The organism is Plantibacter flavus, assembly GCF_900177615.1.
GTDB classification, from domain to species: Bacteria; Actinomycetota; Actinomycetes; order Actinomycetales; family Microbacteriaceae; genus Plantibacter; species Plantibacter flavus.
In genome coordinates, this window is record NZ_FXAP01000001.1 from 1,103,267 (window position 1) to 1,123,866 (window position 20,600).

Sequence of the window (20,600 nt, forward strand, 5' to 3'; positions counted from 1 at the left end):
CGATGCGGGGCCTCACGAGCTGAACTCGTCGACGCGTCCGGAACCGAGCACGGGCGAGTCGCCGAGGAGCGCGGCGAAGTGCTCCTCGAGCCGGCCCACCCTGGCGTCGAGCGAGAACCGGGCGAGGGCGGATGCCCGGATCGAGGCGCGGAACCCTCGGTCCAGCTCCGACTGCCGGATCAACCCGTCCACGCGGTCCGCCATGGCCGCCAGATCTCCTGGTGCGACGACCTGCATACCGACGCTCGCCTGGGCGATCTCGGGCACGCCGCCGACGGCGAAACTCACCACCGGGGTCCCGGTCATCAGCGCCTCCGGTGCGACGAGACCGAACGGCTCGGCCCATGCCGGCGTCGAGACCGCTGCCGCGCTCCGCCCCACGAGCGTGGCGAGCCGCGTCGGGTCGAGCGGTCCGACATGTCGGACGTCACGTCCCAGCAGCGGCGACAGCACGCGCTCGGCGTACACCGGATCGCCCACGCGACCGGCGATGACGAGCCGTCGCCCCAGTCGACGGGCGACGTCGACCGCGAGGTGCGGAGCCTTCTCCGCGACGACCCGTCCGAACCACACGAGGTCGTCACCGCCTCGGCCGGCCCGCCAGGCATCCGGATCGATGCCGTTCAGGAGCACCTCGGACTCGACACCGGCCGTCGCCCAGGTGCGCTTCGTGAACTCGCTCACCGCCAGGAACCGGCTGCCGTCGGAACCGACCCGGTTCGCGGCAGCGGCGACGGCCTCGTCGACCGGGGTGTGCAGGGTGGTGATCATGGGGACGCCCAGCTCGGGTGCCAGTTCCACCGGGAGCGCGTCCAGGCAGTGGTTGGACACGACGTCGTATCTCCCGGGCCGAGCGGCGATCGCTTCGAGCGCACGGCGCAATGCCGGGACGGATCGGGTCAGGTGACCTGGGGGATACCGCTCGTCGTCGGGGGAGGACCAGCGAGGCCACCGCAATTCCGGCAGTTCGAAGACGCTGCCGCGTTCGACGAAGTCGGACCCGCGGACGCCGATGAACGTCACCTCGTGACCTCGTGCGCGCAGTGCGGTGACCTCCGACCACACGGCGGATTCGAGCCCACCGGCGTGCGGGCGACGAATGGGGAAGCGCAGCGGGGCGATGACGATGACGCGCAGTCGTGGACCGGCCGTCACGAGGCGCGCTCAGCGATGACTCGGCGGTACAGCTCGGCGTGCGCTGCTGCGCTGACGGCGTCGTCGACGACGCGCCGGGCGCGACGCTCTGCGACGGCCGCGGTCCGGTCGGAGGAGCCGGCACGGGTCGTGCCGTCCGCGTCGAGCAGCGCGCCGACTGCACGCTCGAGTGATGCACCGTCCCCGAGGTCGTAGGCGGAGACGGTGTCGTCGGGATGCTGATCGAGGTACGCCCCGACTCCGGATGGGACGGCGACGGACACGCCGAGATCCCAGCAGAGTTCGAGCCAACCCGAGTGCGTGCCGTGCCGGTAGGGGAGGAGACAGACGTCCAGGCGGCTGAGTGCGATGGCGAGTCCGAGGTCGTCGAGACGCTCGTGTTCGATGAGCATCGCCGCTTCAGAGCTTTCGACAAGCCGTCGGACGGCCTCGCGTGCCTCCGGATCCCGGACCGCGTGGTGCATCCGCACCTCCGCGACGACGTCCGCTCCACGGCGGCGGAGGCGTTCGGCCGCGTCGATGAGGGTGGTGACGGCACCGACCGCGTCGACATTGGGGCGCAGGTCCTTCAGGTGGACGCCGACCCGCGTCTCCGCCGACGGCAAGACGAGCGGAACCGTGACGTCATCCGACAGGAGCGACGGGTGCGGGATGACGACGGCGTCGCGGCCCCAACGTTCCCGGATGCCGGCGGCGGCGCCAGGGGTCAGAGTGATCAGGGCGTCTGCTCCACCGACGAGCTCATCGAGCTGCCGGTCGTAGGCGGCCTGGTTGTCGAGCTGCGGGTGCTCGAGGTCGTGCACCGTGTAGACGACCGACCAGCCGACCTCGTGCGCGGCCTCGATGCACGCGGTCACGTGTCCGGGTGGGAACGACTCCGTCCCGAAGTGGATGTGGAGCACGTCGGCATCGGCGGCGTGGTCGTGTATCCAGTCCGGATCGAGGGCGGCGGGCGGCCACCAGACACCCGACGGCGCTCCATCGACCGGTGGATCGCTCAGCACCTCGATGGCGGGCGAGGCGGTGATGCGGCCGACGTAGGGGTGCGCGGCCGGTATCGAGACGACGCGGATCGGACGAGATGCCGGGTCGGCGGGTCGATCGGTGGCGTGCGACATCACGGTCGACTGCATGGCAGGATCCCCTGTACGGATGCGGGCGCGAGACGCGCGGACGGGTCGGCACGATACGGGCGCCGTCCTCCGAACATAGGTCCGATGACGAGAGTGCCCGCGACCCTTGACGCGGGCCCCCCGCTGCACCACCATGACGCAGGTGATCGCAGCCCCACCCCGTCTCCTCATGGTCGGCCCACAGCACCACGGCGTCGTCCAGTACGCGATCGACGTCGCCGACGCCGTCGTCCACGCAGACCCTCGCGCGGAACGGGTGTACGCCCCGACCCCGGCCGACGCCGTGCTCCTGCTCGACGGCGTGGACCGTGCCCACGTCCACGTCACCGACCGTCTCTTCGGCCGGTCACCCGAGGAGGCGGCGGACGCCGTCGAGCGCCTCGCGGACGTCACCGAGTTGACGGTCACCCTCCACGACGTCCCGCAGACCTCCGACGGCAGGATGCTGGACCGCCGCATCGCCGCCTACGCCCGGTTCATCGCCGCCGCCCACGCGACAACCGTCAACAGCCGTCATGAGCAGGCGCTCGCTGAAGAGTTCCTCGGCGTCAGTGCCGCGACCGTTCCGCACGCCATTCCGCTCGGCTCCCGGATCGGTACGGCGGCGGTCTCGGCCGCCGATGCATCGCTGCCGGGACCGCGCCCGCTCACCGTCCTCATCGCCGGGTTCATCTACCCGGGCAAGGGTCATTCGTCGGCGATCCAGGCGGCTTCGCGTGCGGCGGAGGATCTCCGTGCCACCGGTCACCCGGTCGCCGACGTCGTCGTCCGTGCCATCGGCGCACCCTCGGCCGGGCACGAGGACGATGTGCTCGACCTCGAGGCGGAAGCACGCGCCGTGGAGGTCTCGTTCGAGGTGACCGGATATCTCGACGATGCGTCGTTCGCCGCGCAGATCGCGCGTCCTGGCATCCCGCTCGCCGCGCACGGCCACGTCTCCGCGTCACGCTCGATGCTCGACTGGGTCGAGGCAGGCCGCCGGCCGCTCGTCGTCGACTCGCGATACGCAGCGGAGATGCAGCAGCTGCGACCGGAGACGATGGTCCGCTACGACCCGTCGATGCTTCACACCGAGTTGGCCGCGGCCTGGCTGGATCCCTCCCGGACGCGCCTGCCCGCCGGTCGTAGCCTCCGCCCGGCGCTGCCGGACACCGCGAGCGCTTACCTCGATTGGTGGGGTGGTCGCTGACGTGCGCGAGCACCGACGCGGGGGACGGGGCTGATGAACGAGAGAGCGCCGAACAAGGTGCTCCACGGGGGTGGGCGATACCGGACTCGAACCGATGACCTCTTCCGTGTGAAGGAAGCGCGCTACCAACTGCGCCAATCGCCCGCAGGTCGTCCGGACCCGAGAGGTGCCGAACAGCCGCGAGTCACGATACTAGCTGATGCCGGGTGACGAACGCACATCCGCATCGCTGTCGACGCAGTACGCACGCCGGTTTGAACATCGGTCCAGGTTTCGGCTAGAGTCGTTCGAGCACGCAGAGATGCGGGCAATGCGGATGTGGCGCAGTGGTAGCGCATCACCTTGCCAAGGTGAGGGTCGCGAGTTCGAATCTCGTCATCCGCTCGAGTGTCAGTGGTGTTGTTCCGGCAGGAGCCCTACTCGGCAGTGTGTTCGGTCACACATGGTGGCGTGGCCGAGAGGCTAGGCAGCGGCCTGCAAAGCCGTCCACACGGGTTCGAATCCCGTCGCCACCTCACCTCAGCAACACAGTTCCATCAGCAACATCCCGGCGTCGTGTCCACACACGCCACCCGGGCGATTGGCGCAGCGGTAGCGCGCTTCCCTGACACGGAAGAGGTCACTGGTTCGATCCCAGTATCGCCCACCAGAGAAAGCCCCCGGATTCCCGGGGGCTTTCGTCGTTTGCGTGCGCTTTTCCGGGTCCACTCAACCATCCCCGCGGACATCGAGGCTCCGTCTGTCGAAGGGCCCGCGAGCGCCCTTTCAGCGTGATCAACCCTCCACGGTCCCTGAGCATGTCGAAGGGCACAGCAGAGCCCACCGGGCACCTCACTCACATCGCTGAGTAACTCCTCCGGTCCCGAAGCACCCCTTCCGGTCCCTGAGCACCCCCTCCGGTCCCTGAGCACCCCTTCCGGCCCCTGAGCACCCCTTCCGGTCCCTGAGCACCCCTTCCGGTCCCTGAGCACCCCTTCCGGTCCCTGAGCACCCCCTCCGGTCCCTGAGCGCCCCCTCCGGTCCCTGAGCCTGTCGAAGGGCGCACGAGGAGGCTTCCGCAACTGCGACGACCCGGAATCTGGAATGTCAGTGGTCCATGGTGGACTTGTTCCATGACCGAGACCACTCGCAACGCGACCCGCGTCGGCGACAGATAGGCCGCGCAGCTCGCGGAGTTCTCGGATGAGCGGACTGAGATCCACCGGCAACAGGCCGTCCTCGACGCGCGCAAGACGCGTCTGCTCGCCCGCTCCGCCGCCTGTGCCGACGCGTTCGCGGACGCCACGGTCCCGGCCATCTTCCCGCCGGCCGAGCGTCGGGCGCTCTCCCGTCGGTGACTCCGGAAGATGTTGCGTCGAGCCCCGTCCTCCCGCACCCGATCGAGGTCCGGGAGCGCATCAAGCCGACCGTGCAGATCACCGTGCCGGCGCTCACTATGGCCGGCATCAGTGACGCCCCGGCGACGCTCGACGGCTACGGCTCCATCGACCCGGAGACAGCGGCACGCATCGCGGTGAACGCACCGAGCTTCACCCGCATCCTCGTCCAGCCGGAAAGGGGGGCGGTGCTCTCCGTTGGCCGGAACACGTACCGCATTCCGCCCGACCTGCAACGCGCGGTGCGCCTGCGGGACGGCACCTGTCGCGCACCGGGCTGCGGGAGAAGAGCCCGGGCTTGCGACCTCGACCACTCAGTCGCGTGGGAGGCCGGCGGGACGACGGATGTCGGGAACCTCGCCTGCCTGTGCCGACATCATCACCGGATGAACCACCCCGGATGGAGCCTCAACCATGGACCAGGCGGGGTACTCGAGTGGACGACACCCGACGGGAAACACCACCGGAGCGAACCGGACCCCGCACCGTTCTGACCCCTTCCGGTCCCTGAGCTGCGTCGCACTGAGCCTATCGACGTGTCGAAGGGTTCCTCGGGGCACTTCGACAAGCTCAGTGACCGGGAAGAGTCCGTCCGCACCGCTGCAGTCCCCGAGCCGTGCCGCACTTCAACAGGAGCCGACGCGCCGAGGAAGATGGAATTTCAGCCCGATTTTCCGCGGAAGATCAAGGGTTGGGCCGACTCGCCCGCGCGGAGGTGTCAACGAGCGCCGTCAACATCGGCTAGAGTTTCCAAGCACCCGGAAACGGGATGCAATGCGGATGTGGCGCAGTGGTAGCGCATCACCTTGCCAAGGTGAGGGTCGCGAGTTCGAATCTCGTCATCCGCTCGAGTGTCAGTGAGAACGTGCAAGCGTTCCACTCGACAGTGTGTTTCATCACACGTGGTGGCGTGGCCGAGAGGCTAGGCAGCGGCCTGCAAAGCCGTCCACACGGGTTCGAATCCCGTCGCCACCTCGCTGGCAACACCACTCACCTGGGCGATTGGCGCAGCGGTAGCGCGCTTCCCTGACACGGAAGAGGTCACTGGTTCGATCCCAGTATCGCCCACAGGAACACGAAGGGCCCGAGCGAACAGCTCGGGCCCTTCGTCGTTGCACAGACCACCTCTTGCGCAGACCACCCGTCGCACACCCCTGACGTCCGCTCAGACGGCGAGGACCGCCCGCTCCCGGCGACGCAGGACCTCCGCGACGCCCCACACGATGAGGCCTTGGCCCGCGGCGTACGTCGCCATGATGATCTCGTCTGCCGCCCAGATCGTCACGGCAGGCACGAAGCGGTCCAGCCCGATCAACGAGTCGGAGACCAGGAACAGTGCACCGCCGACGGCGATCGTCGGCGTCGTCATCGTCGATGACGCGGCCATGGCCCCGATCACGGCGGCATAGAGGATGACCGCCGGATACAGCGCCCCCATGTCCTGCTGACTGAGGAGCGCGATGCCGGCGACGAGCCATACCAGGTACACGAGCGCCCAGACCGGCGGGCGCTGCCTGGTGCGCAGATGCCGCACGAAGAGCACGACATAGCCGGCCTGAGCGAGCATGAAGAACAGGATCCCCACGCCGAACGCGAGTTCGCCCGGAACCATGAGGGCGACGTCGCCCAGCCAGCTGCAGAGGATCGCGACGAGCGCCGTGACCGCAGCGGCCGACAGCCGTCGGACCGACCACACGAGCGCCAGCGCGAGGACCAGCATGATGAACGGCTTGGTGAGGAGCGACAGCCATTCCTGACCGGAGGCGAGGGCGATGATGTGCACGAGTGCGACCACGGGCAGCGCGGCGAACAGCGCCGTCGCAGCCCCGCTCCTCTGCACAGCCGTCATCAGCGCCACCCCCGTCACGTCGTAGGCCTTCACTCTAGCGATCCGGCCGAGCACGAACCACGGCCGCCGACCGACGGCAGCGTCTCCTCGTCGTGGACGACGATAGGCTTGCACGGCCAAGGTTTCACCTGAGAAAGAGAGATCATCCGTGAGTGACGGGTTCGCACTGTTCACCGACCGATCCGTGGTCGCCATGCGCGTCAACGGCGAACTGAAGGACCTCGCCGCCACGGTGACGGAGACGGACACCGTCGAGCCGGTGCACCTCGACTCGCCCGACGGCCTCGACATCCTCCGCCACTCCGCAGCCCACGTGCTCGCGCAGGCCGTGCAGCAGGTCGACCCGCACGCGAACCTCGGCATCGGCCCGCCGGTCACCGACGGCTTCTACTACGACTTCGACGTCGCCGCACCCTTCACGCCTGAGGCGCTCAAGGTGCTGCAGAAGACGATGGACCGCATCATCCGCCAGGGCCAGCGCTTCGTGCGACGCGTCGTCACCGAAGACGAGGCTCGCGCGGAACTCTCGGGGGAGCCGTACAAGCTCGAGCTGATCGGCCTCAAGGGCGGATCCGCAGCCGACGACGAGAACGTCGAGGTGGGCGGCGCGGAGCTGACCATCTACGACAACGTCGACCCGAAGACGGGGGAGACGGTCTGGAAGGACCTCTGCCGCGGTCCACACCTGCCGAACACGCGCATGATCGGCAACGGCTGGGCCTTGACGCGTCTCGCCGCGGCGTACTGGCGGGGGAGCGAGAAGAACCCGCAGCTGCAGCGGATCTACGGCACCGCTTGGGCGACCAAGGACGAGCTGCGCGCCTATCAGACGCGGATCGAGGAGGCGGCCAAGCGCGACCACCGCAAGCTCGGTGCCGAGCTCGACCTCTTCAGCTTCCCCGAGGAGATCGGCTCGGGTCTCGCGGTGTTCCACCCCAAGGGCGGCATCATCCGCAACGAGATCGAGAACTACATGCGCGAGCGCCTGCTCGCCTCCGGCTACGAGCTGGTGAACACCCCGCACATCACGAAGGGGCACCTGTTCGAGGTCAGCCAGCACCTGGCCTGGTACAAGGACGGCATGTTCCCGGCGATGCACCTCGACCAGGAGGTCGACGCCGACGGCCACGTCACCCGTCAGGGCCAGGACTACTACCTGAAGCCCATGAACTGCCCGATGCACAACCTGATCTACCGCGCTCGAGGCCGCAGCTACCGCGAACTGCCGCTGCGACTCGCCGAGTTCGGCACGGTCTACCGGTACGAGAAGAGTGGCACCCTCTCCGGGCTCACGCGCGTCCGTGGCCTCACGCAGGACGACGCCCACATCTACGTGACCGACGACCAGGTCAAGGACGAGGTCGGCCGCCAGCTGCAGTTCGTCCTCGAGACCCTCCGCGGCTACGGTCTCGACGACTTCTACCTGGAGCTCTCGACGAAGGACCCCGACAAGTACGTCGGCACCGACGAGGTCTGGGACGAAGCGACCGAGACCCTCCGCCAGGTGGCGGTCGAGTCCGGTCTCGAGCTCGTCCTCGACCCCGCCGGCGCAGCCTTCTACGGTCCGAAGATCTCGGTGCAGGCGCGCGACGCGATCGGCCGGACGTGGCAGCTGTCCACCGTGCAGCTCGACTTCAACCTGCCCGAGTTGTTCGAGCTGGAGTACACGGCCGCGGACGGTACGCGCAAGCGCCCGGCGATGATCCACCGCGCACTCCTCGGCTCGATCGAGCGGTTCTTCGCGATCCTGCTCGAGCACTACGCGGGTGCTTTCCCGGTGTGGCTCGCCCCCGTGCAGGTCGTCGGCATCCCCGTCTCCGAGCAGTACGAGGAGTTCCTCGGCGGTGTCATCGCCGAGCTGCGCTCGTCCGGCGTCCGCGCGGAACTCGACGCCTCCGACGACCGGATGCAGAAGAAGATCCGCAACCACACCAAGGCGAAGACCCCGCTGCAGCTGATCGTCGGCGAGGAAGACCAGGCCAACGGCGCGGTGAGCTTCCGATTCCGCGACGGCACCCAGGAGAACGGTGTCCCCGTCGCCGACGCCGTGCGCCGGATCCGCGCCGCCATCGCCGCGAAACTGCAGGTGAACACCGCAGCGGATCTGCCGGCATGACCCCGGGCACCGAACCGGAGTCGTTCGAGTCGATCGACACCTCCCACCTGGTGGGCGTCCCGGACGCGTTCCAGCGTCTCTGGACGCCCCACCGGATGGTCTACATCAAGCAGGGCCAGCCATCCGACGACGGTTGTCCGTTCTGCATCGCACCGACGCTCGACGACGAGTCAGCGCTCATCGTGCATCGGGGCGAGCACGCCTTCGTGCTGCTGAACCTCTTCCCGTACAACTCCGGGCACCTGCTCGTCTGCCCGTACCGCCACGTCGCGATGTACGACGACGCGACGACGGAGGAGGTCGCCGAGATCGGTGCTCTGACGCAGACGGCGATGCGGGTCGTCCGGTCCGTCTCGAGGAACGACGGCTTCAACCTCGGCATGAACCAGGGTGCCGTGGCCGGCGCCGGGATCGCGGCGCACCTGCACCAGCACATCGTCCCGCGCTGGGCGACGGACGCCAACTTCTTCCCGATCATCGCCCAGACCAAGGCGCTCCCGCAGCTGCTCGGCGACGTCCGGCAGTCGATCGCGGACGCCTGGCCGGCCTCGGCCTGAACTGTCGTGGGCCGGTGCATCCGGACCGGTCCACCCAAGTCCAATTTCCGGCCTGTGGACGGAGCATCGTCAGGCCACCCGGCGGTACGCTCGCCACCATGACCGAGAGCAGCACGACCACTGGACAGCACGGCTCGAACCGCGTGAAGCGCGGACTCGCGGAGATGCTCAAGGGCGGCGTCATCATGGACGTCGTCACCGCCGAGCAGGCCCGTATCGCGGAGGACGCCGGGGCCGTCGCCGTGATGGCCCTCGAGCGCGTCCCGGCGGACATCCGGTCCCAGGGCGGCGTGGCTCGGATGAGCGATCCGGACCTCATCGAATCGATCATCGCCGAGGTGTCCATCCCCGTGATGGCGAAGGCTCGCATCGGACACTTCGTCGAAGCCCAGGTCCTCCAGGCGCTCGACGTCGACTACATCGACGAGTCCGAGGTCCTGAGCCCGGCCGACTACGTGAACCACATCGACAAGTGGGGCTTCGACGTCCCGTTCGTGTGCGGTGCCACCAACCTGGGGGAGGCGCTGCGGCGCATCAACGAGGGTGCCGCGATGATCCGCTCGAAGGGTGAGGCCGGTACCGGCGACGTGTCCGAGGCGACGAAGCACATCCGCAAGATCCGCTCCGAGATCGCACAGCTGTCGTCGATGTCGAAGGACGAGCTGTACGTCGCGGCGAAGGAGCTGCAGGCCCCGTACGACCTCGTCGTGGAGATCGCCGAGACCGGCAAGCTCCCGGTCGTGTTGTTCACCGCCGGGGGCGTGGCGACACCGGCCGACGCCGCGATGATGATGCAGCTGGGCGCCGACGGCGTGTTCGTCGGATCCGGCATCTTCAAATCCGGCAACCCGGCTCAGCGGGCGGCGGCCGTCGTCAAGGCGACGACCTTCTTCGACGATCCTCAGGTCATCGCCGAGGTCTCCCGCGGTCTCGGTGAGGCGATGGTCGGCATCAACGTCGCCGACCTCGCGGCACCGCACCGCCTCGCCGAGCGTGGCTGGTAGACCCGCGTCCGCCCTGAACCAGGTGACGTCGTGACCGGGACGGCACGCGTCGGCGTCCTCGCCCTCCAAGGGGACTTCCGGGAGCACGCAGCCGTCCTCACCAGCCTCGGGGCGGACGTCAGCCTCATCAGGCGCCCCTCGGAACTGACCGGCATCGACGGACTCGTCCTGCCCGGCGGCGAGTCGAGCGTGATGGACAAGCTCGCTCGCTCCTTCGACCTCGCCGGGCCGTTGCGTGAAGCGATCTCCGCAGGGTTGCCCGTCTACGGCACCTGCGCCGGACTCATCCTCCTGGCCGACCGGATCCTCGACGGGATCGCCGGGCAGCAGAGTCTCGGCGGGCTCGACGTCTCCGTCCGGCGCAACGCCTTCGGGTCGCAGCTCGACTCCTTCGAGACGGACCTGCCGATCCCGATCCTCGGCGACCCGCCCGTGCACGCCGTGTTCATCCGCGCACCGGCGGTCGAAGCCGCCGGTCCGGCGGTGACACCCCTCGCCTCGCTGCCCGACGGTCGGATGGTCGCCGTCGAACAGGGGAACCTCCTCGGCACGTCCTTCCACCCCGAGGTCACGGGCGACACCCGTTTCCACGCCTACTTCCTCGACAAGGTCGAGCGATCCCGCTGAGGCACCGTTGCCTGCTCCCACCACCCATCCCGGCGTGATCGCGAGTTCCGGGCCGCTGGCCTAGACTGGTCAGGTTCTTTTCACGCAGTTAGGGAGCACATGTCCGGACACTCCAAGTGGGCGACGACCAAGCACAAGAAGGCGGTCATCGACGGCCGTCGCGCGAAGTCGTTCGCCAAGCTCATCAAGAACATCGAGGTCGCGGCCAAGATGGGCGGCGCAGACCTCGCGGGCAACCCGACGCTGCAGGACGCCATCCAGAAGGCGAAGAAGACCTCGGTCCCGAACGACAACATCGACCGCGCCGTCAAGCGCGGTGCCGGCCTCACCGGTGAGGTCGTCGACTACACCACGATCATGTACGAGGGCTACGGGCCGAACGGCGTCGCCCTGCTCGTCGAGTGCCTCACCGACAACAAGAACCGTGCAGCAGCCGATGTCCGGACGCTGATGTCCCGCAACGGCGGCACCATGGCCGACCCGGGCTCCGTCGCCTACAACTTCCAGCGCAAGGGCCTCATCGTCGTCCAGTCCGAGGGGACCACCGAGGACGACGTCCTCGGTGCTGTCCTCGATGCGGGCGCAGAAGAGGTGAACACCGAGGGCGAGACCTTCGAGGTCGTCACCGAGCCGAGCGACATGGTCGCGACCCGGACCGCCCTGCAAGAGGCCGGCATCGACTACGACTCCGCCGACGTCGCCTTCGTCCCGAACCTCAAGGTCGAGATCGACGCCGACACGGCGCGCAAGGTGTTCAAGCTGATCGACGCCCTCGAGGACAACGACGACGTCCAGAACATCTACAGCAACTTCGACCTCACCCCCGAGGTGCAGGCCGAGCTGGAGGCCGACGACGAGTAGTCCGGCACCCGTGCCGAGCGAAGCTCGTTCGAACGGATGTACGACACTCCGCCCTCACGGAGTGCTGGGCGCATCGCCCGCGCTTAGGGTCGGAACATGACTCTGCGCGTCCTCGGCATCGATCCCGGCCTGACCCGATGCGGGGTGGGGGTCGTCGACGTCCTGCCGGGACGGCAGGCCACGATGGTCGAGTACGGCGTCATCCGGACGGACGCGCACGCCCCACTCGAGCAGCGACTCCTCATGATCGCGCAGGGCATCGCCGAGGCGATCGAGCGCACCTCGCCGACCGCGATGGCCGTCGAGCGCGTGTTCGCGCAACACAACGTCCGGACGGTCATGGGCACCGCTCAGGCGAGTGGGCTCGCCCTGCACGCTGCGGCCGCGAACGGGATCCCCGTCGGCCTGCACACCCCGAGCGAGGTCAAGGCCGCGGTGACCGGCTACGGCCGGGCGGACAAGCTCCAGGTGCAGACCATGGTCGCGCGGATCCTCGGTCTCGACGAACTCCCGAAGCCCGCTGACGCCGCTGATGCGCTCGCGCTCGCGATCTGCCACGCCTGGCGACCCGCTGTGTCGACGGCGGCGACACCCGTCGGCGCACCGCCGCAGGGGAGTGGAGCACTCACCCCGGCCCAGCGTGCGTGGGCGGCTGCGGAACGCGGCGGCGCTCCGCGCGAGGCGGCCGTCCGGGCCCGGGCAGCGCGGAGCCCTAGGCTGGAAGCATGATCTCCTCCCTCCGCGGCACCGTCCTGAGCGCGGTCGGCAACCTCGTCGTGATCGAGGTGGGCGGCGTCGGATTCGCCGTCCAGGTCACGCCAGCCCATGCCCTCTCACTCCGGGTCGGCACCGAAGCACTCCTCTCGACGACACTGATCGTGCGGGAGGACTCGCTCTCGCTGTTCGGGTTCCGATCCGCCGAGGAGCTGTCCGTGTTCGAGCTCCTGGTGAGCGTCACCGGGGTCGGGCCGAAGTCGGCGCTCGGGGTACTGGAGGCGCTGACGCCGGAGCAGATCGCCGCAGCCATCTCCGCGGACGACGACGCCCCGTTCCGCAAGGTCTCCGGGATCGGGCCGAAGACGGCGAAGCTCATCACCGTGTCGCTCGCCGGCAAGCTCCGCGTCACCAGGACGACGCCTGAAGCCCCGGCGACCACCGTGAACGCCGCCGCGATCGCCGATCAGGTCGTCACGGCGCTCATCGGGCTCGGTTGGCCGGAGAAGACGGCGACGCAGGCGGTCGTGGAGGCCTCCGCCTCCGCAAGTGCGGACGACCTCTCGACCGTGCCGTCGCTCATCCGCCTGGCTCTCGGCAGACTCGGCCCGGCACACGCCGGAGGCCGCACCTCGTGACGGACGCTCCAGAAGACCTCACCAATCCAGCCGCCGAGTCCGACGCGGAACTGGCGTTCGAAGGGGCGCTGCGCCCGCGGTCACTCTCCGAGTTCGTCGGTCAGGCCAAGGCCCGCGGTCAGTTGCAACTCCTGATCACGGCCGCCGGGATGCAGAACCGCACCCCCGACCACATCCTGCTGGCCGGCCCTCCTGGACTCGGCAAGACCACCCTCGCGATGATCGTCGCGCACGAGACGGGTAAGCCGCTCCGGCTCACGAGCGGTCCGGCCATCCAGCATGCCGGCGACCTCGCCGCGGTCCTGTCGTCACTCACCCCGGGTGAGGTCCTCTTCATCGACGAGATCCACCGCATGGCCCGCCCTGCGGAGGAGATGTTGTACCTCGCCATGGAGGACTTCCGCATCGACATCATGGTGGGCAAGGGTGCCGGCGCGACGAGCATCCCGCTCGAGCTGGCGCCGTTCACCCTGGTCGGGGCGACCACCCGCTCCGGTCTGCTGCCGAACCCGCTCCGCGACCGCTTCGGGTTCACCGCGCACCTCGAGTTCTACGACGAGCCGGAACTGCAGCAGGTGCTGCACCGCACCGCCGACATGCTCGGGCTCGACATCGACGGACGGGCCGTCGCCGAGATCGCCGGACGCTGTCGGGGTACGCCGCGCATCGCGAACCGGCTCCTCCGCCGCGTCCGGGACTACGCGCTCGTGCACGGTGGCCGCGCCGATCTGGAGACCGTGCGCGCCGCCCTCGAGCTCTACGACGTCGACGCCCTCGGTCTCGACCGACTCGACCGGTCGGTCATGGAAAGCATGCTCGACCGCTTCGCGGGGGGCCCGGTCGGGCTCAGCACGCTCGCGGTCTCGGTCGGCGAGGAGGCGGAGACGATCGAGTCCGTCGTCGAGCCGTTCCTCGTCCGGATCGGCCTCATCACGCGCACGCCACGGGGCCGCGTGGCGACCCCGGCCGCCTGGCGGCACTTCGGCAGAACACCTTCTCAGCATGGCTCGACCCTCGATGGCCTATAATTTCCCTTTGGCGGTGCGTTCCCAACGTCTCCCGCCCTCAATCTCCTCTGGAAGGTTCCCATCGTGGATGCAATGACCCTCGTCCTGTTCGGCCTCGCCGGCGTCATGATCGTGTTCATGATGGTGAGCAACAACAAGCGGAAGAAGCAAGCCGCGGTGACGGAGCAGAAGCTCGTCCCCGGCGCCGAGGTGCTCACCGGCTTCGGTGTCTACGGCACCCTCATCTCGATGGACCGCGACTCCCGCAAGGCCGATGTCGAGATCGCCCCCGGCGTCATCGTCACCATCGACCCCCGCTACGCGGGTGCGGTCGTCGCACCGACGGTCGCCGAGACCGCCGAGGAGGCCCCCGTCGTCGAGTCGATCCCCGACGACGCCTCCTCGCTCGACCTCTCCAAGCCCGAATTCGGCCAGCGCGTCGAGGACACCTCGAAGCCGCAGAAGAGCGACGACTAGTCCCAACCCCTTCCCGGGCGGTGGCCGTCGTGCCACCGCCGGCAGAGAAAGCTGAGTTCCGAGTTTGGCAAAGTCGACTCCGGTCAAGAAAGCGTGGCGTTCGCTCACCTGGCTTGGCGTAATCCTCATCGGTTTGTTCGCGATCAACGCGGCCGGGGTCCTCTGGGGGAACAGCTCTTGGGCGCCCAAGCTGGCCCTCGACCTCGAGGGTGGCACCCAGATCATCCTCGCGCCGAAGCTGGAGTCCGGCCAGACGGTCTCCAACGAGCAGCTGAACCAGGCCGTGGCGATCATTCGCCAGCGCGTCGACGCATCCGGCGTCTCGGAAGCGGAGATCACGACGCAGGGTCAGAACGTCGTCGTCTCGATCCCGGGAACCCCCGACGAAGCGACGCTGAACCGCATCGAGAGCTCCGCGAAGCTCGAGTTCCGTCCGGTCCTCACCTCGCAGCAGCTGACTCCCGGTCAGCCGTCCAACACCTTCATCGGTGAAGACGGCGCCTCGACCCCGTATCCGACGCCGGATCCGGGCCTCGAGAGCACGCCTACCGCGTCACCGACGAACGCGAGCGACCTGTCGCAGGTGACGCCCGCGCTGTACGCCGCCTTCCAGGCCTACGACTGCGCCGCGAACGCGGATTCACTCGACGCCACCGCCGCTCCCGCTGCCGACCCGCTCATCACGTGCGACGTCGACGGCACCTTCAAGTACGTCCTCGGCCCGGTCGAGGTGTCCGGAGAAGACCTGTCCGACGCGAGCGCCGGCATCAAGACGACGTCGTCGGGTGCCAGCACGGGCGAGTGGGCGGTGTACCCGGTCTTCAACGAGAAGGGCACGGCGCTCTTCGCCGACGTCACCGGCCGCCTGACCTCGCTGCAGAGCCCGCAGAACCAGTTCGCGATCGTGCTCGACGGCAACGTCATCTCCGCTCCGCAGTCGCTCGCCGTCATCTCGGACGGCAAGCCCGAGATCAGCGGCTCCTTCACGGAGGAATCCGCCAAGACCCTCGCCGATCAGCTCAAGTTCGGCGCCCTGCCGATCAGCTTCGTCGTCCAGAGCCAGGACACCATCTCGGCGACCCTCGGTTCGACGCAGCTGGAGAGCGGCCTCATCGCCGGCCTGATCGGGCTCATCCTGGTCGTCATCTACACGCTGTTCCAGTACCGGCTCCTCGGCACCGTGACCATCGCCTCGCTCGTCGCGGCAGCGGTACTCACCTATGTGGTGATCCTGCTGATGTCCTGGCGCCAGGGCTTCCGGCTCTCCCTCGCCGGGATAGCAGGCCTCATCGTCGCCATCGGTTTCACCGCGGACTCGTTCATCGTGTACTTCGAACGCATCAAGGACGAACTCCGCGACGGCCGCGGTCTGGAGTCCGCCGTCGAAGCCGGCTGGAAGCGCGCCAAGCGCACCATCTACGCGGCGAAGGGTGTCAACCTCCTGTCCGCCGTGGTGCTGTACGTCCTCGCGATCGGCAACGTCCGCGGCTTCGCCCTCACCCTCGGCGTGACCACGATCATCGACGTCATCGTCGTGCTGCTGTTCACGCACCCGATGATGCAGCTCCTCGGCCAGACGAAGCTCTTCAACAGCGGCAAGCCGTTCACCGGTCTCGATCCGTCGGCCCTCGGCGCCATCTACCGCGGTCGTGCAGAGTTCCGGAAGCCCGTCTCGGTGCCCGGCGCCAAGGCCGCGTCCAGCAGCCGTGAGGCGGCCAAGCGCCAGACGATCGCCGAGCGCAAGCAGGCGGCCCTCGTCGGAGGCGGCTCCGACACCAGAACAGACGATCTGCCGACCGATGGGAAGGACTCCTGATGGGTGCGTTCGCACGGTTCGGAAACGAGCTCTACACCGGGAAGCGCTCCTACGACTTCGTCGGCAAGCGCAAGATCTGGTACACGATCGCCATCGTCGCGGTCGTCCTCTCCGTGTTGATCCCGGTCGTCAAGGGCGGATTCAACTTCGGCATCGAGTTCCGCGGTGGTTCGCAGTTCCAGATCGCCGACGTCAAGAGCACCGATCAGACGCTGGCTGAAGACGCGGTCGCGTCCGTGGTCAGCGGTGCGACCACCCACGTGACCGTCGTCGGCGGCAACTCGGTCCGCGTGCAGACCGACCAGCTGAAGAACGACAAGGTCACCCAGCAGGTGTCGGCTGCCTTGGCCGAGGCCTATGGCGTCGAACAGTCCGACATCACGAGTTCGTTCATCGGCCCGTCATGGGGTCAAGACGTCTCCAAGCAGGCGATCGTCGGCCTCATCGTGTTCCTCGTCCTCGCGGCGATCCTCATGGCCCTGTACTTCCGCACCTGGAAGATGTCCGCGGCCGCGCTGCTCTCCCTCATGCACGACCTCATCATCACGGCCGGTGTCTACGCCGCGACGGGCTGGGAGATCACGCCGGCCGCCATGATCGGCTTCCTCACCATCCTCGGGTTCTCGCTGTACGACACCGTCGTGGTGTTCGACAAGATCCGCGAGAACACGACGCTCGACGCCGACGGCGCGGCCCGGACGTTCGGGGAGTCGGTCAACCTCGCGGTCAACCAGACCCTGGTGCGCTCGATCAACACCGGCGTCGTGGCGGCGCTCCCGGTCGCGGCGATCCTGTTCTTCGGTGCCTTCGTCCTCGGTGCCGACACCCTGCGCGACATCTCGCTCGCCCTGCTCGTCGGTATCCTCGTCGGCACGTACTCGACGATCTTCGTCGCGGCACCGCTCTACGCGAACTTCCGGCACAACGAGCCCCGCATCGCCAAGCACGACAAGCGCGTGCTGCAGGCGCGCGAGCGCGCTCAGACCTCGGATGACGCCGAGGGCGAACGCACGGAAGCAGACGCGCCGCTGGCGCGTTGACTCTGACAGCGACCGACAACCGCGTGCACGAGCGCAGGGAGGCCTGAGATGGCGGACACCACGACATCCTCGACGGCCTCCCTGCGCCGTCTCGTCCCACGGATCTTCTCGAAGGCGCAGCCGGCCGGCGCCGTCGACACCCTGATGCGGACGGTGCGGCAGCACCATCCCAAGGCCGACCTGGCGCTCATCGAGCGTGCGTACACGGTCGCCGAGCGGGCCCACTCCGGCCAGAAGCGCCAGAGCGGCGAGCCCTACATCACGCACCCGGTCGCCGTCTCCCAGATCCTGGCCGACCTCGGTATCGGACCGAAGACGATCGTCGCCGCCCTCCTCCACGACACCGTCGAGGACACCGACTACTCGCTCGACCAACTCCATGCGGACTTCGGCGACGAGGTCGCCATGCTCGTCGACGGCGTCACGAAGCTCGACAAGGTCAAGTACGGCGACAGCGCACAGGCCGAGACGGTCCGGAAGATGATCGTCGCGATGTCGAAGGACATCCGCGTCCTGATCATCAAACTCGCCGACCGGCTGCACAACGCCCGGACCTGGGGATTCGTCCCGGCCGAGAAGGCGGCGAAGAAGGCCACGGAGACCCTCGAGATCTACGCACCGCTCGCGCACCGCCTCGGGATCCAGGCGATCAAGTGGGAGCTCGAAGACCTGTCCTTCGCCGTGTTGTACCCGAAGCTCTACGCCGAGATCGAATCGCTCGTCAAGCAGCGGACGCCGCAGCGCGAGGAGTACGTGCAGCACGTCATCGACGCGGTGAACGAGGATCTCAAGGCGCAGAAGATCCGCGGCAAGGTCGCCGGTCGTCCGAAGCAGTACTACTCGATCTACCAGAAGATGGTCGTCCGAGGCCGCGAGTTCGACGACATCTACGACCTCGTCGGCATCCGTGTCCTCGTCAACTCGCTCCGCGACTGCTACGCGGTGCTCGGGTCGATCCACGCACGGTGGACCCCCGTCCCAGGGCGCTTCAAGGACTACATCGCCACGCCGAAGTTCAACCTGTACCAGTCGCTGCACACCACCGTCGTCGGACCGGGCGGGAAGCCCGTCGAGATACAGATCCGCACGAACGAGATGCACCAGCGGGCCGAGTTCGGTGTCGCCGCGCACTGGAAGTACAAGGAGCGGATGAACAGCGGGAAGACCGCGTCCTCCGCCGAGCCCGACAGCTCGATGGCCTGGCTCGCCCACATCTCCGACTGGCAGGCGGAGACGGCGGATCCGGGGGAGTTCCTCGACTCGTTGCGGTTCGAGATCGGTGCGAAGGAGGTCTACGTCTTCACCCCGAAGGGGCGTGTCGTCGGCCTGCCCGCCGGCGCGACGCCGGTGGACTTCGCCTACGCCGTCCACACGGAGGTCGGCCACCGGACGATGGGCGCCCGCGTCAACGGGCGGCTCGTGCCGCTGGAGAGTTCACTCAACACCGGCGACGTGGTGGAGGTCTTCACCTCGAAGAACCCCGATTCCGGTCCGAGCCAGGACTGGTTGAACTTCGTCAAGAGCCCTCGGGCGCGGAACAAGATCCGCCAGTGGTTCACGAAGGAACGACGCGACGAGGCCATCGAGCAGGGCCGTGACGCGATCGCACGGGCGATGCGCAAGCAGAACCTGCCGCTCCAGAAGCTCATGAACCAGGACTCGTTCGCTGAGGTCGCCGCGCAACTGCGCTACGAGGACGTCACGGCACTCTACGCCGCCGTCGGCGAGGGGCACGTCTCGACGCAGTCCGTGCTCGAGAAGGTCGTCGCGCTCCTCCAGAAGGACGCCGACAGCGAGCACGCCGAGTACACCGTCCCGGTCCGCGGGAGCCGCCGTGAGCGGCTGCAGAACAGCGACTCCGGGGTCCTCGTGCTCGGTGCTCCCGACATCCTGGTCAAGCTCGCGAAGTGCTGCACCCCGGTGCCGGGTGATGAGATCGTCGGGTTCGTCACGCGGGGCTCCGGCGTCTCCGTCCATCGTTCGGATTGCCACAACGTCCAGGGACTCCTGCAGGAGCCCGAGCGCATGATCGATGTGGAGTGGGCTCCGTCGTCGAAGAGCGTGTTCCTCGTCCAGATCCAGGTCGAGGCGCTCGATCGAGCTGGACTGTTGTCGGATGTGACGCGGGTGCTGTCCGAGTACCACGTCAACATCCTGTCGGCGACGGTGAACACCTCGAGCGACCGCCTGGCCATCAGCCGCTTCGTGTTCGAGATGGGGGACACCACCCACCTCGACCGGGTACTGAACGCGGTCCGGCGGATCGACACCGTCTACGACGTCTACCGGGTCAACGGCGGCTGAGCGGGAGCGACCAGGACGCCAGTTCACTCCGAGTCGGCTCGAGGCCGGGGAGCATCACCTCGGTGGCACTCGACACGACACGGACGATCCGTGTGCCGCCGAGGACCCGTGGGACGGAGCGGACCCATGCGACGACCTCCTCAGGGCTGGTGAGCCCGAGCAGGAAGTAGTTGCGGATCGTCGTCATGGCCTCCTCCGCGTCGGCCCCGGTGCGCCGCGCCAGGTCCGCGACCGTGCGCGTGGGGGTCGTGACCCGCAGTGCGCCGCACCGCTCGCTGTCGTCCGCGCGGAGTGACACCTGACGCAGACGCAACCGGGGCGAACGCGCGCTTCGCCGTTCCATCGACACGAAACCCGTGTGGACCCTCGGTGCGATGAGCGCCGCGCCGTGCAGCCAGGCAGCACTCGTCTCAGCGATGACCGCGTCGGCCAGCCCGGGCAGCTGTTCGAGGACCGCCGCGCGCAGCCTGACGGTGTCGGGTTCGTCGACACTGCAGTAGCCGTCTTCGAAGGCGAAGAGCTCGCCGTCGAGCCGCGCGGCGGCGAGCTCGGCGACGGAGAGCTCAGGTGGCTGGAGGTAGGCGGGGAGGCGGCTCGTGGAGGCCGAGGGATCCGTCGCGCAGCCTGGCTCGATGGGGGAGGACGTCTGGAGTGCCGTGGACATACGACGATCCTCCTGCAGCCGTCCGGCAGGAGGAGGATCATCGACGGATCTGTGGAGAACCGCGACCGTCACG

18 protein-coding genes and 7 tRNA genes are annotated in these 20,600 nt (G+C 68.2%); 20 read left to right on the forward strand and 5 right to left on the reverse strand.

The genetic code is table 11. The annotated features are described in order from the left end of the window. Positions 1-12: 12 nt before the first annotated feature. Positions 13-1,155, reverse strand: a complete 1,143-nt coding sequence (locus tag B9Y95_RS05175) for a glycosyltransferase (protein WP_085510860.1) — start codon at positions 1,153-1,155, stop codon at positions 13-15. After that, a complete protein-coding gene (locus B9Y95_RS05180; RefSeq protein ID WP_234993968.1) occupies positions 1,152-2,288 on the reverse strand; it encodes a glycosyltransferase family protein in 1,137 nt (378 codons plus the stop codon). The genes B9Y95_RS05175 and B9Y95_RS05180 overlap by 4 nt, the downstream gene beginning before the upstream one ends. Positions 2,289-2,421: 133 nt before the next feature. Between B9Y95_RS05180 and B9Y95_RS05185 the strand changes: the two genes are divergently transcribed. Then, positions 2,422-3,477, forward strand: coding sequence for a hypothetical protein (locus tag B9Y95_RS05185; RefSeq protein WP_412458815.1), 1,056 nt, complete (start codon positions 2,422-2,424; stop codon positions 3,475-3,477). A 71-nt stretch (positions 3,478-3,548) separates the two neighbouring features. Here B9Y95_RS05185 and B9Y95_RS05190 read toward each other — a convergent pair. Continuing rightward, positions 3,549-3,621: transfer RNA gene (locus B9Y95_RS05190), tRNA-Val, on the reverse strand. Between the two features lie 168 nt (positions 3,622-3,789). Between B9Y95_RS05190 and B9Y95_RS05195 the strand changes: the two genes are divergently transcribed. The 7 genes from B9Y95_RS05195 (at position 3,790) to B9Y95_RS05225 (ending at position 5,921) form a co-directional block, all read left to right on the forward strand. Then, positions 3,790-3,861, forward strand: a tRNA-Gly gene (locus tag B9Y95_RS05195). Between the two features lie 60 nt (positions 3,862-3,921). Then, positions 3,922-3,992: transfer RNA gene (locus B9Y95_RS05200), tRNA-Cys, on the forward strand. A 59-nt stretch (positions 3,993-4,051) separates the two neighbouring features. Further along, positions 4,052-4,126, forward strand: a tRNA-Val gene (locus B9Y95_RS05205). A gap of 684 nt (positions 4,127-4,810) precedes the next feature. Further along, the gene (locus B9Y95_RS05210) at positions 4,811-5,347 is read left to right on the forward strand and encodes an HNH endonuclease signature motif containing protein (protein ID WP_085510861.1); all 537 of its coding nucleotides are present in this window, start codon (positions 4,811-4,813) and stop codon (positions 5,345-5,347) included. 282 nt (positions 5,348-5,629) lie between these two features. Further along, positions 5,630-5,701, forward strand: a tRNA-Gly gene (locus tag B9Y95_RS05215). Positions 5,702-5,757: 56 nt separating this feature from the next. After that, a tRNA-Cys gene (locus B9Y95_RS05220) sits at positions 5,758-5,828 on the forward strand. Between the two features lie 21 nt (positions 5,829-5,849). Further along, positions 5,850-5,921: transfer RNA gene (locus B9Y95_RS05225), tRNA-Val, on the forward strand. Positions 5,922-6,018: 97 nt separating this feature from the next. Here the strand turns inward: B9Y95_RS05225 and B9Y95_RS05230 are convergent. After that, positions 6,019-6,702: a lysoplasmalogenase gene (locus B9Y95_RS05230; RefSeq protein WP_159453333.1), complete on the reverse strand. Its 684-nt coding sequence runs from the start codon at positions 6,700-6,702 to the stop codon at positions 6,019-6,021. A 193-nt stretch (positions 6,703-6,895) separates the two neighbouring features. Here B9Y95_RS05230 and thrS point away from each other — a divergent pair, with 193 nt between their 5' ends. From thrS to B9Y95_RS05290, 12 genes are all read left to right on the forward strand, one after another. Beyond that, a complete protein-coding gene (gene thrS, locus B9Y95_RS05235; RefSeq protein ID WP_234994003.1) occupies positions 6,896-8,818 on the forward strand; it encodes a threonine--tRNA ligase in 1,923 nt (640 codons plus the stop codon). Continuing rightward, positions 8,815-9,375 carry an HIT family protein gene (locus tag B9Y95_RS05240; protein ID WP_085510863.1) on the forward strand — a complete coding sequence of 187 codons (561 nt, stop codon included), beginning with the start codon at positions 8,815-8,817 and terminating at the stop codon, positions 9,373-9,375. Before thrS ends, B9Y95_RS05240 begins: the two co-directional genes overlap by 4 nt. A gap of 98 nt (positions 9,376-9,473) precedes the next feature. Then, positions 9,474-10,379 (forward strand): pyridoxal 5'-phosphate synthase lyase subunit PdxS, encoded by a 906-nt coding sequence (pdxS, locus tag B9Y95_RS05245; protein WP_085510864.1) that lies wholly within the window; start codon positions 9,474-9,476, stop codon positions 10,377-10,379. A gap of 30 nt (positions 10,380-10,409) precedes the next feature. Continuing rightward, positions 10,410-11,006: a pyridoxal 5'-phosphate synthase glutaminase subunit PdxT gene (gene pdxT, locus B9Y95_RS05250; RefSeq protein WP_085510865.1), complete on the forward strand. Its 597-nt coding sequence runs from the start codon at positions 10,410-10,412 to the stop codon at positions 11,004-11,006. 99 nt (positions 11,007-11,105) lie between these two features. Continuing rightward, a complete protein-coding gene (locus B9Y95_RS05255) occupies positions 11,106-11,867 on the forward strand; it encodes a YebC/PmpR family DNA-binding transcriptional regulator (RefSeq protein WP_085510866.1) in 762 nt (253 codons plus the stop codon). Positions 11,868-11,963: 96 nt separating this feature from the next. Further along, positions 11,964-12,596 (forward strand): crossover junction endodeoxyribonuclease RuvC, encoded by a 633-nt coding sequence (gene ruvC / locus B9Y95_RS05260; RefSeq protein WP_085510867.1) that lies wholly within the window; start codon positions 11,964-11,966, stop codon positions 12,594-12,596. Continuing rightward, entirely contained in the window at positions 12,593-13,219 is a 627-nt protein-coding gene (ruvA, locus tag B9Y95_RS05265) for a Holliday junction branch migration protein RuvA (protein ID WP_064293816.1), read from the forward strand. Before ruvC ends, ruvA begins: the two co-directional genes overlap by 4 nt. Further along, a complete protein-coding gene (ruvB, locus tag B9Y95_RS05270) occupies positions 13,216-14,247 on the forward strand; it encodes a Holliday junction branch migration DNA helicase RuvB (protein WP_085510868.1) in 1,032 nt (343 codons plus the stop codon). Before ruvA ends, ruvB begins: the two co-directional genes overlap by 4 nt. Before the next feature lie 72 nt (positions 14,248-14,319). Then, a complete protein-coding gene (locus tag B9Y95_RS05275) occupies positions 14,320-14,703 on the forward strand; it encodes a preprotein translocase subunit YajC (RefSeq protein ID WP_085510869.1) in 384 nt (127 codons plus the stop codon). A 64-nt stretch (positions 14,704-14,767) separates the two neighbouring features. Continuing rightward, a complete protein-coding gene (gene secD, locus B9Y95_RS05280; protein WP_085510870.1) occupies positions 14,768-16,519 on the forward strand; it encodes a protein translocase subunit SecD in 1,752 nt (583 codons plus the stop codon). Further along, entirely contained in the window at positions 16,519-17,559 is a 1,041-nt protein-coding gene (gene secF / locus B9Y95_RS05285; RefSeq protein ID WP_079705917.1) for a protein translocase subunit SecF, read from the forward strand. The genes secD and secF overlap by 1 nt, the downstream gene beginning before the upstream one ends. Before the next feature lie 48 nt (positions 17,560-17,607). After that, entirely contained in the window at positions 17,608-19,863 is a 2,256-nt protein-coding gene (locus tag B9Y95_RS05290) for a RelA/SpoT family protein (RefSeq protein WP_079705918.1), read from the forward strand. Here B9Y95_RS05290 and B9Y95_RS05295 read toward each other — a convergent pair. Beyond that, complete coding sequence (locus B9Y95_RS05295; RefSeq protein ID WP_085510871.1) at positions 19,850-20,527, reverse strand: error-prone DNA polymerase family protein; 678 nt, start codon at positions 20,525-20,527, stop codon at positions 19,850-19,852. The genes B9Y95_RS05290 and B9Y95_RS05295 overlap by 14 nt on opposite strands. Positions 20,528-20,600: the final 73 nt, after the last annotated feature.

Coding starts and splice junctions, on each gene's coding strand:
- pdxS (WP_085510864.1), top strand. CDS start 9,474: ATGACCGAGAGCAGCACGACCACTGGACAGCACGGCTCGAACCGCGTG.
- B9Y95_RS05230 (WP_159453333.1), bottom strand. CDS start 6,702: ATGACGGCTGTGCAGAGGAGCGGGGCTGCGACGGCGCTGTTCGCCGCG.
- B9Y95_RS05255 (WP_085510866.1), top strand. CDS start 11,106: ATGTCCGGACACTCCAAGTGGGCGACGACCAAGCACAAGAAGGCGGTC.
- B9Y95_RS05180 (WP_234993968.1), bottom strand. CDS start 2,288: ATGCAGTCGACCGTGATGTCGCACGCCACCGATCGACCCGCCGACCCG.
- B9Y95_RS05185 (WP_412458815.1), top strand. CDS start 2,422: ATGACGCAGGTGATCGCAGCCCCACCCCGTCTCCTCATGGTCGGCCCA.
- ruvC (WP_085510867.1), top strand. CDS start 11,964: ATGACTCTGCGCGTCCTCGGCATCGATCCCGGCCTGACCCGATGCGGG.
- B9Y95_RS05290 (WP_079705918.1), top strand. CDS start 17,608: ATGGCGGACACCACGACATCCTCGACGGCCTCCCTGCGCCGTCTCGTC.
- thrS (WP_234994003.1), top strand. CDS start 6,896: ATGCGCGTCAACGGCGAACTGAAGGACCTCGCCGCCACGGTGACGGAG.
- B9Y95_RS05295 (WP_085510871.1), bottom strand. CDS start 20,527: ATGTCCACGGCACTCCAGACGTCCTCCCCCATCGAGCCAGGCTGCGCG.
- secF (WP_079705917.1), top strand. CDS start 16,519: ATGGGTGCGTTCGCACGGTTCGGAAACGAGCTCTACACCGGGAAGCGC.
- B9Y95_RS05275 (WP_085510869.1), top strand. CDS start 14,320: ATGACCCTCGTCCTGTTCGGCCTCGCCGGCGTCATGATCGTGTTCATG.
- ruvA (WP_064293816.1), top strand. CDS start 12,593: ATGATCTCCTCCCTCCGCGGCACCGTCCTGAGCGCGGTCGGCAACCTC.
- B9Y95_RS05240 (WP_085510863.1), top strand. CDS start 8,815: ATGACCCCGGGCACCGAACCGGAGTCGTTCGAGTCGATCGACACCTCC.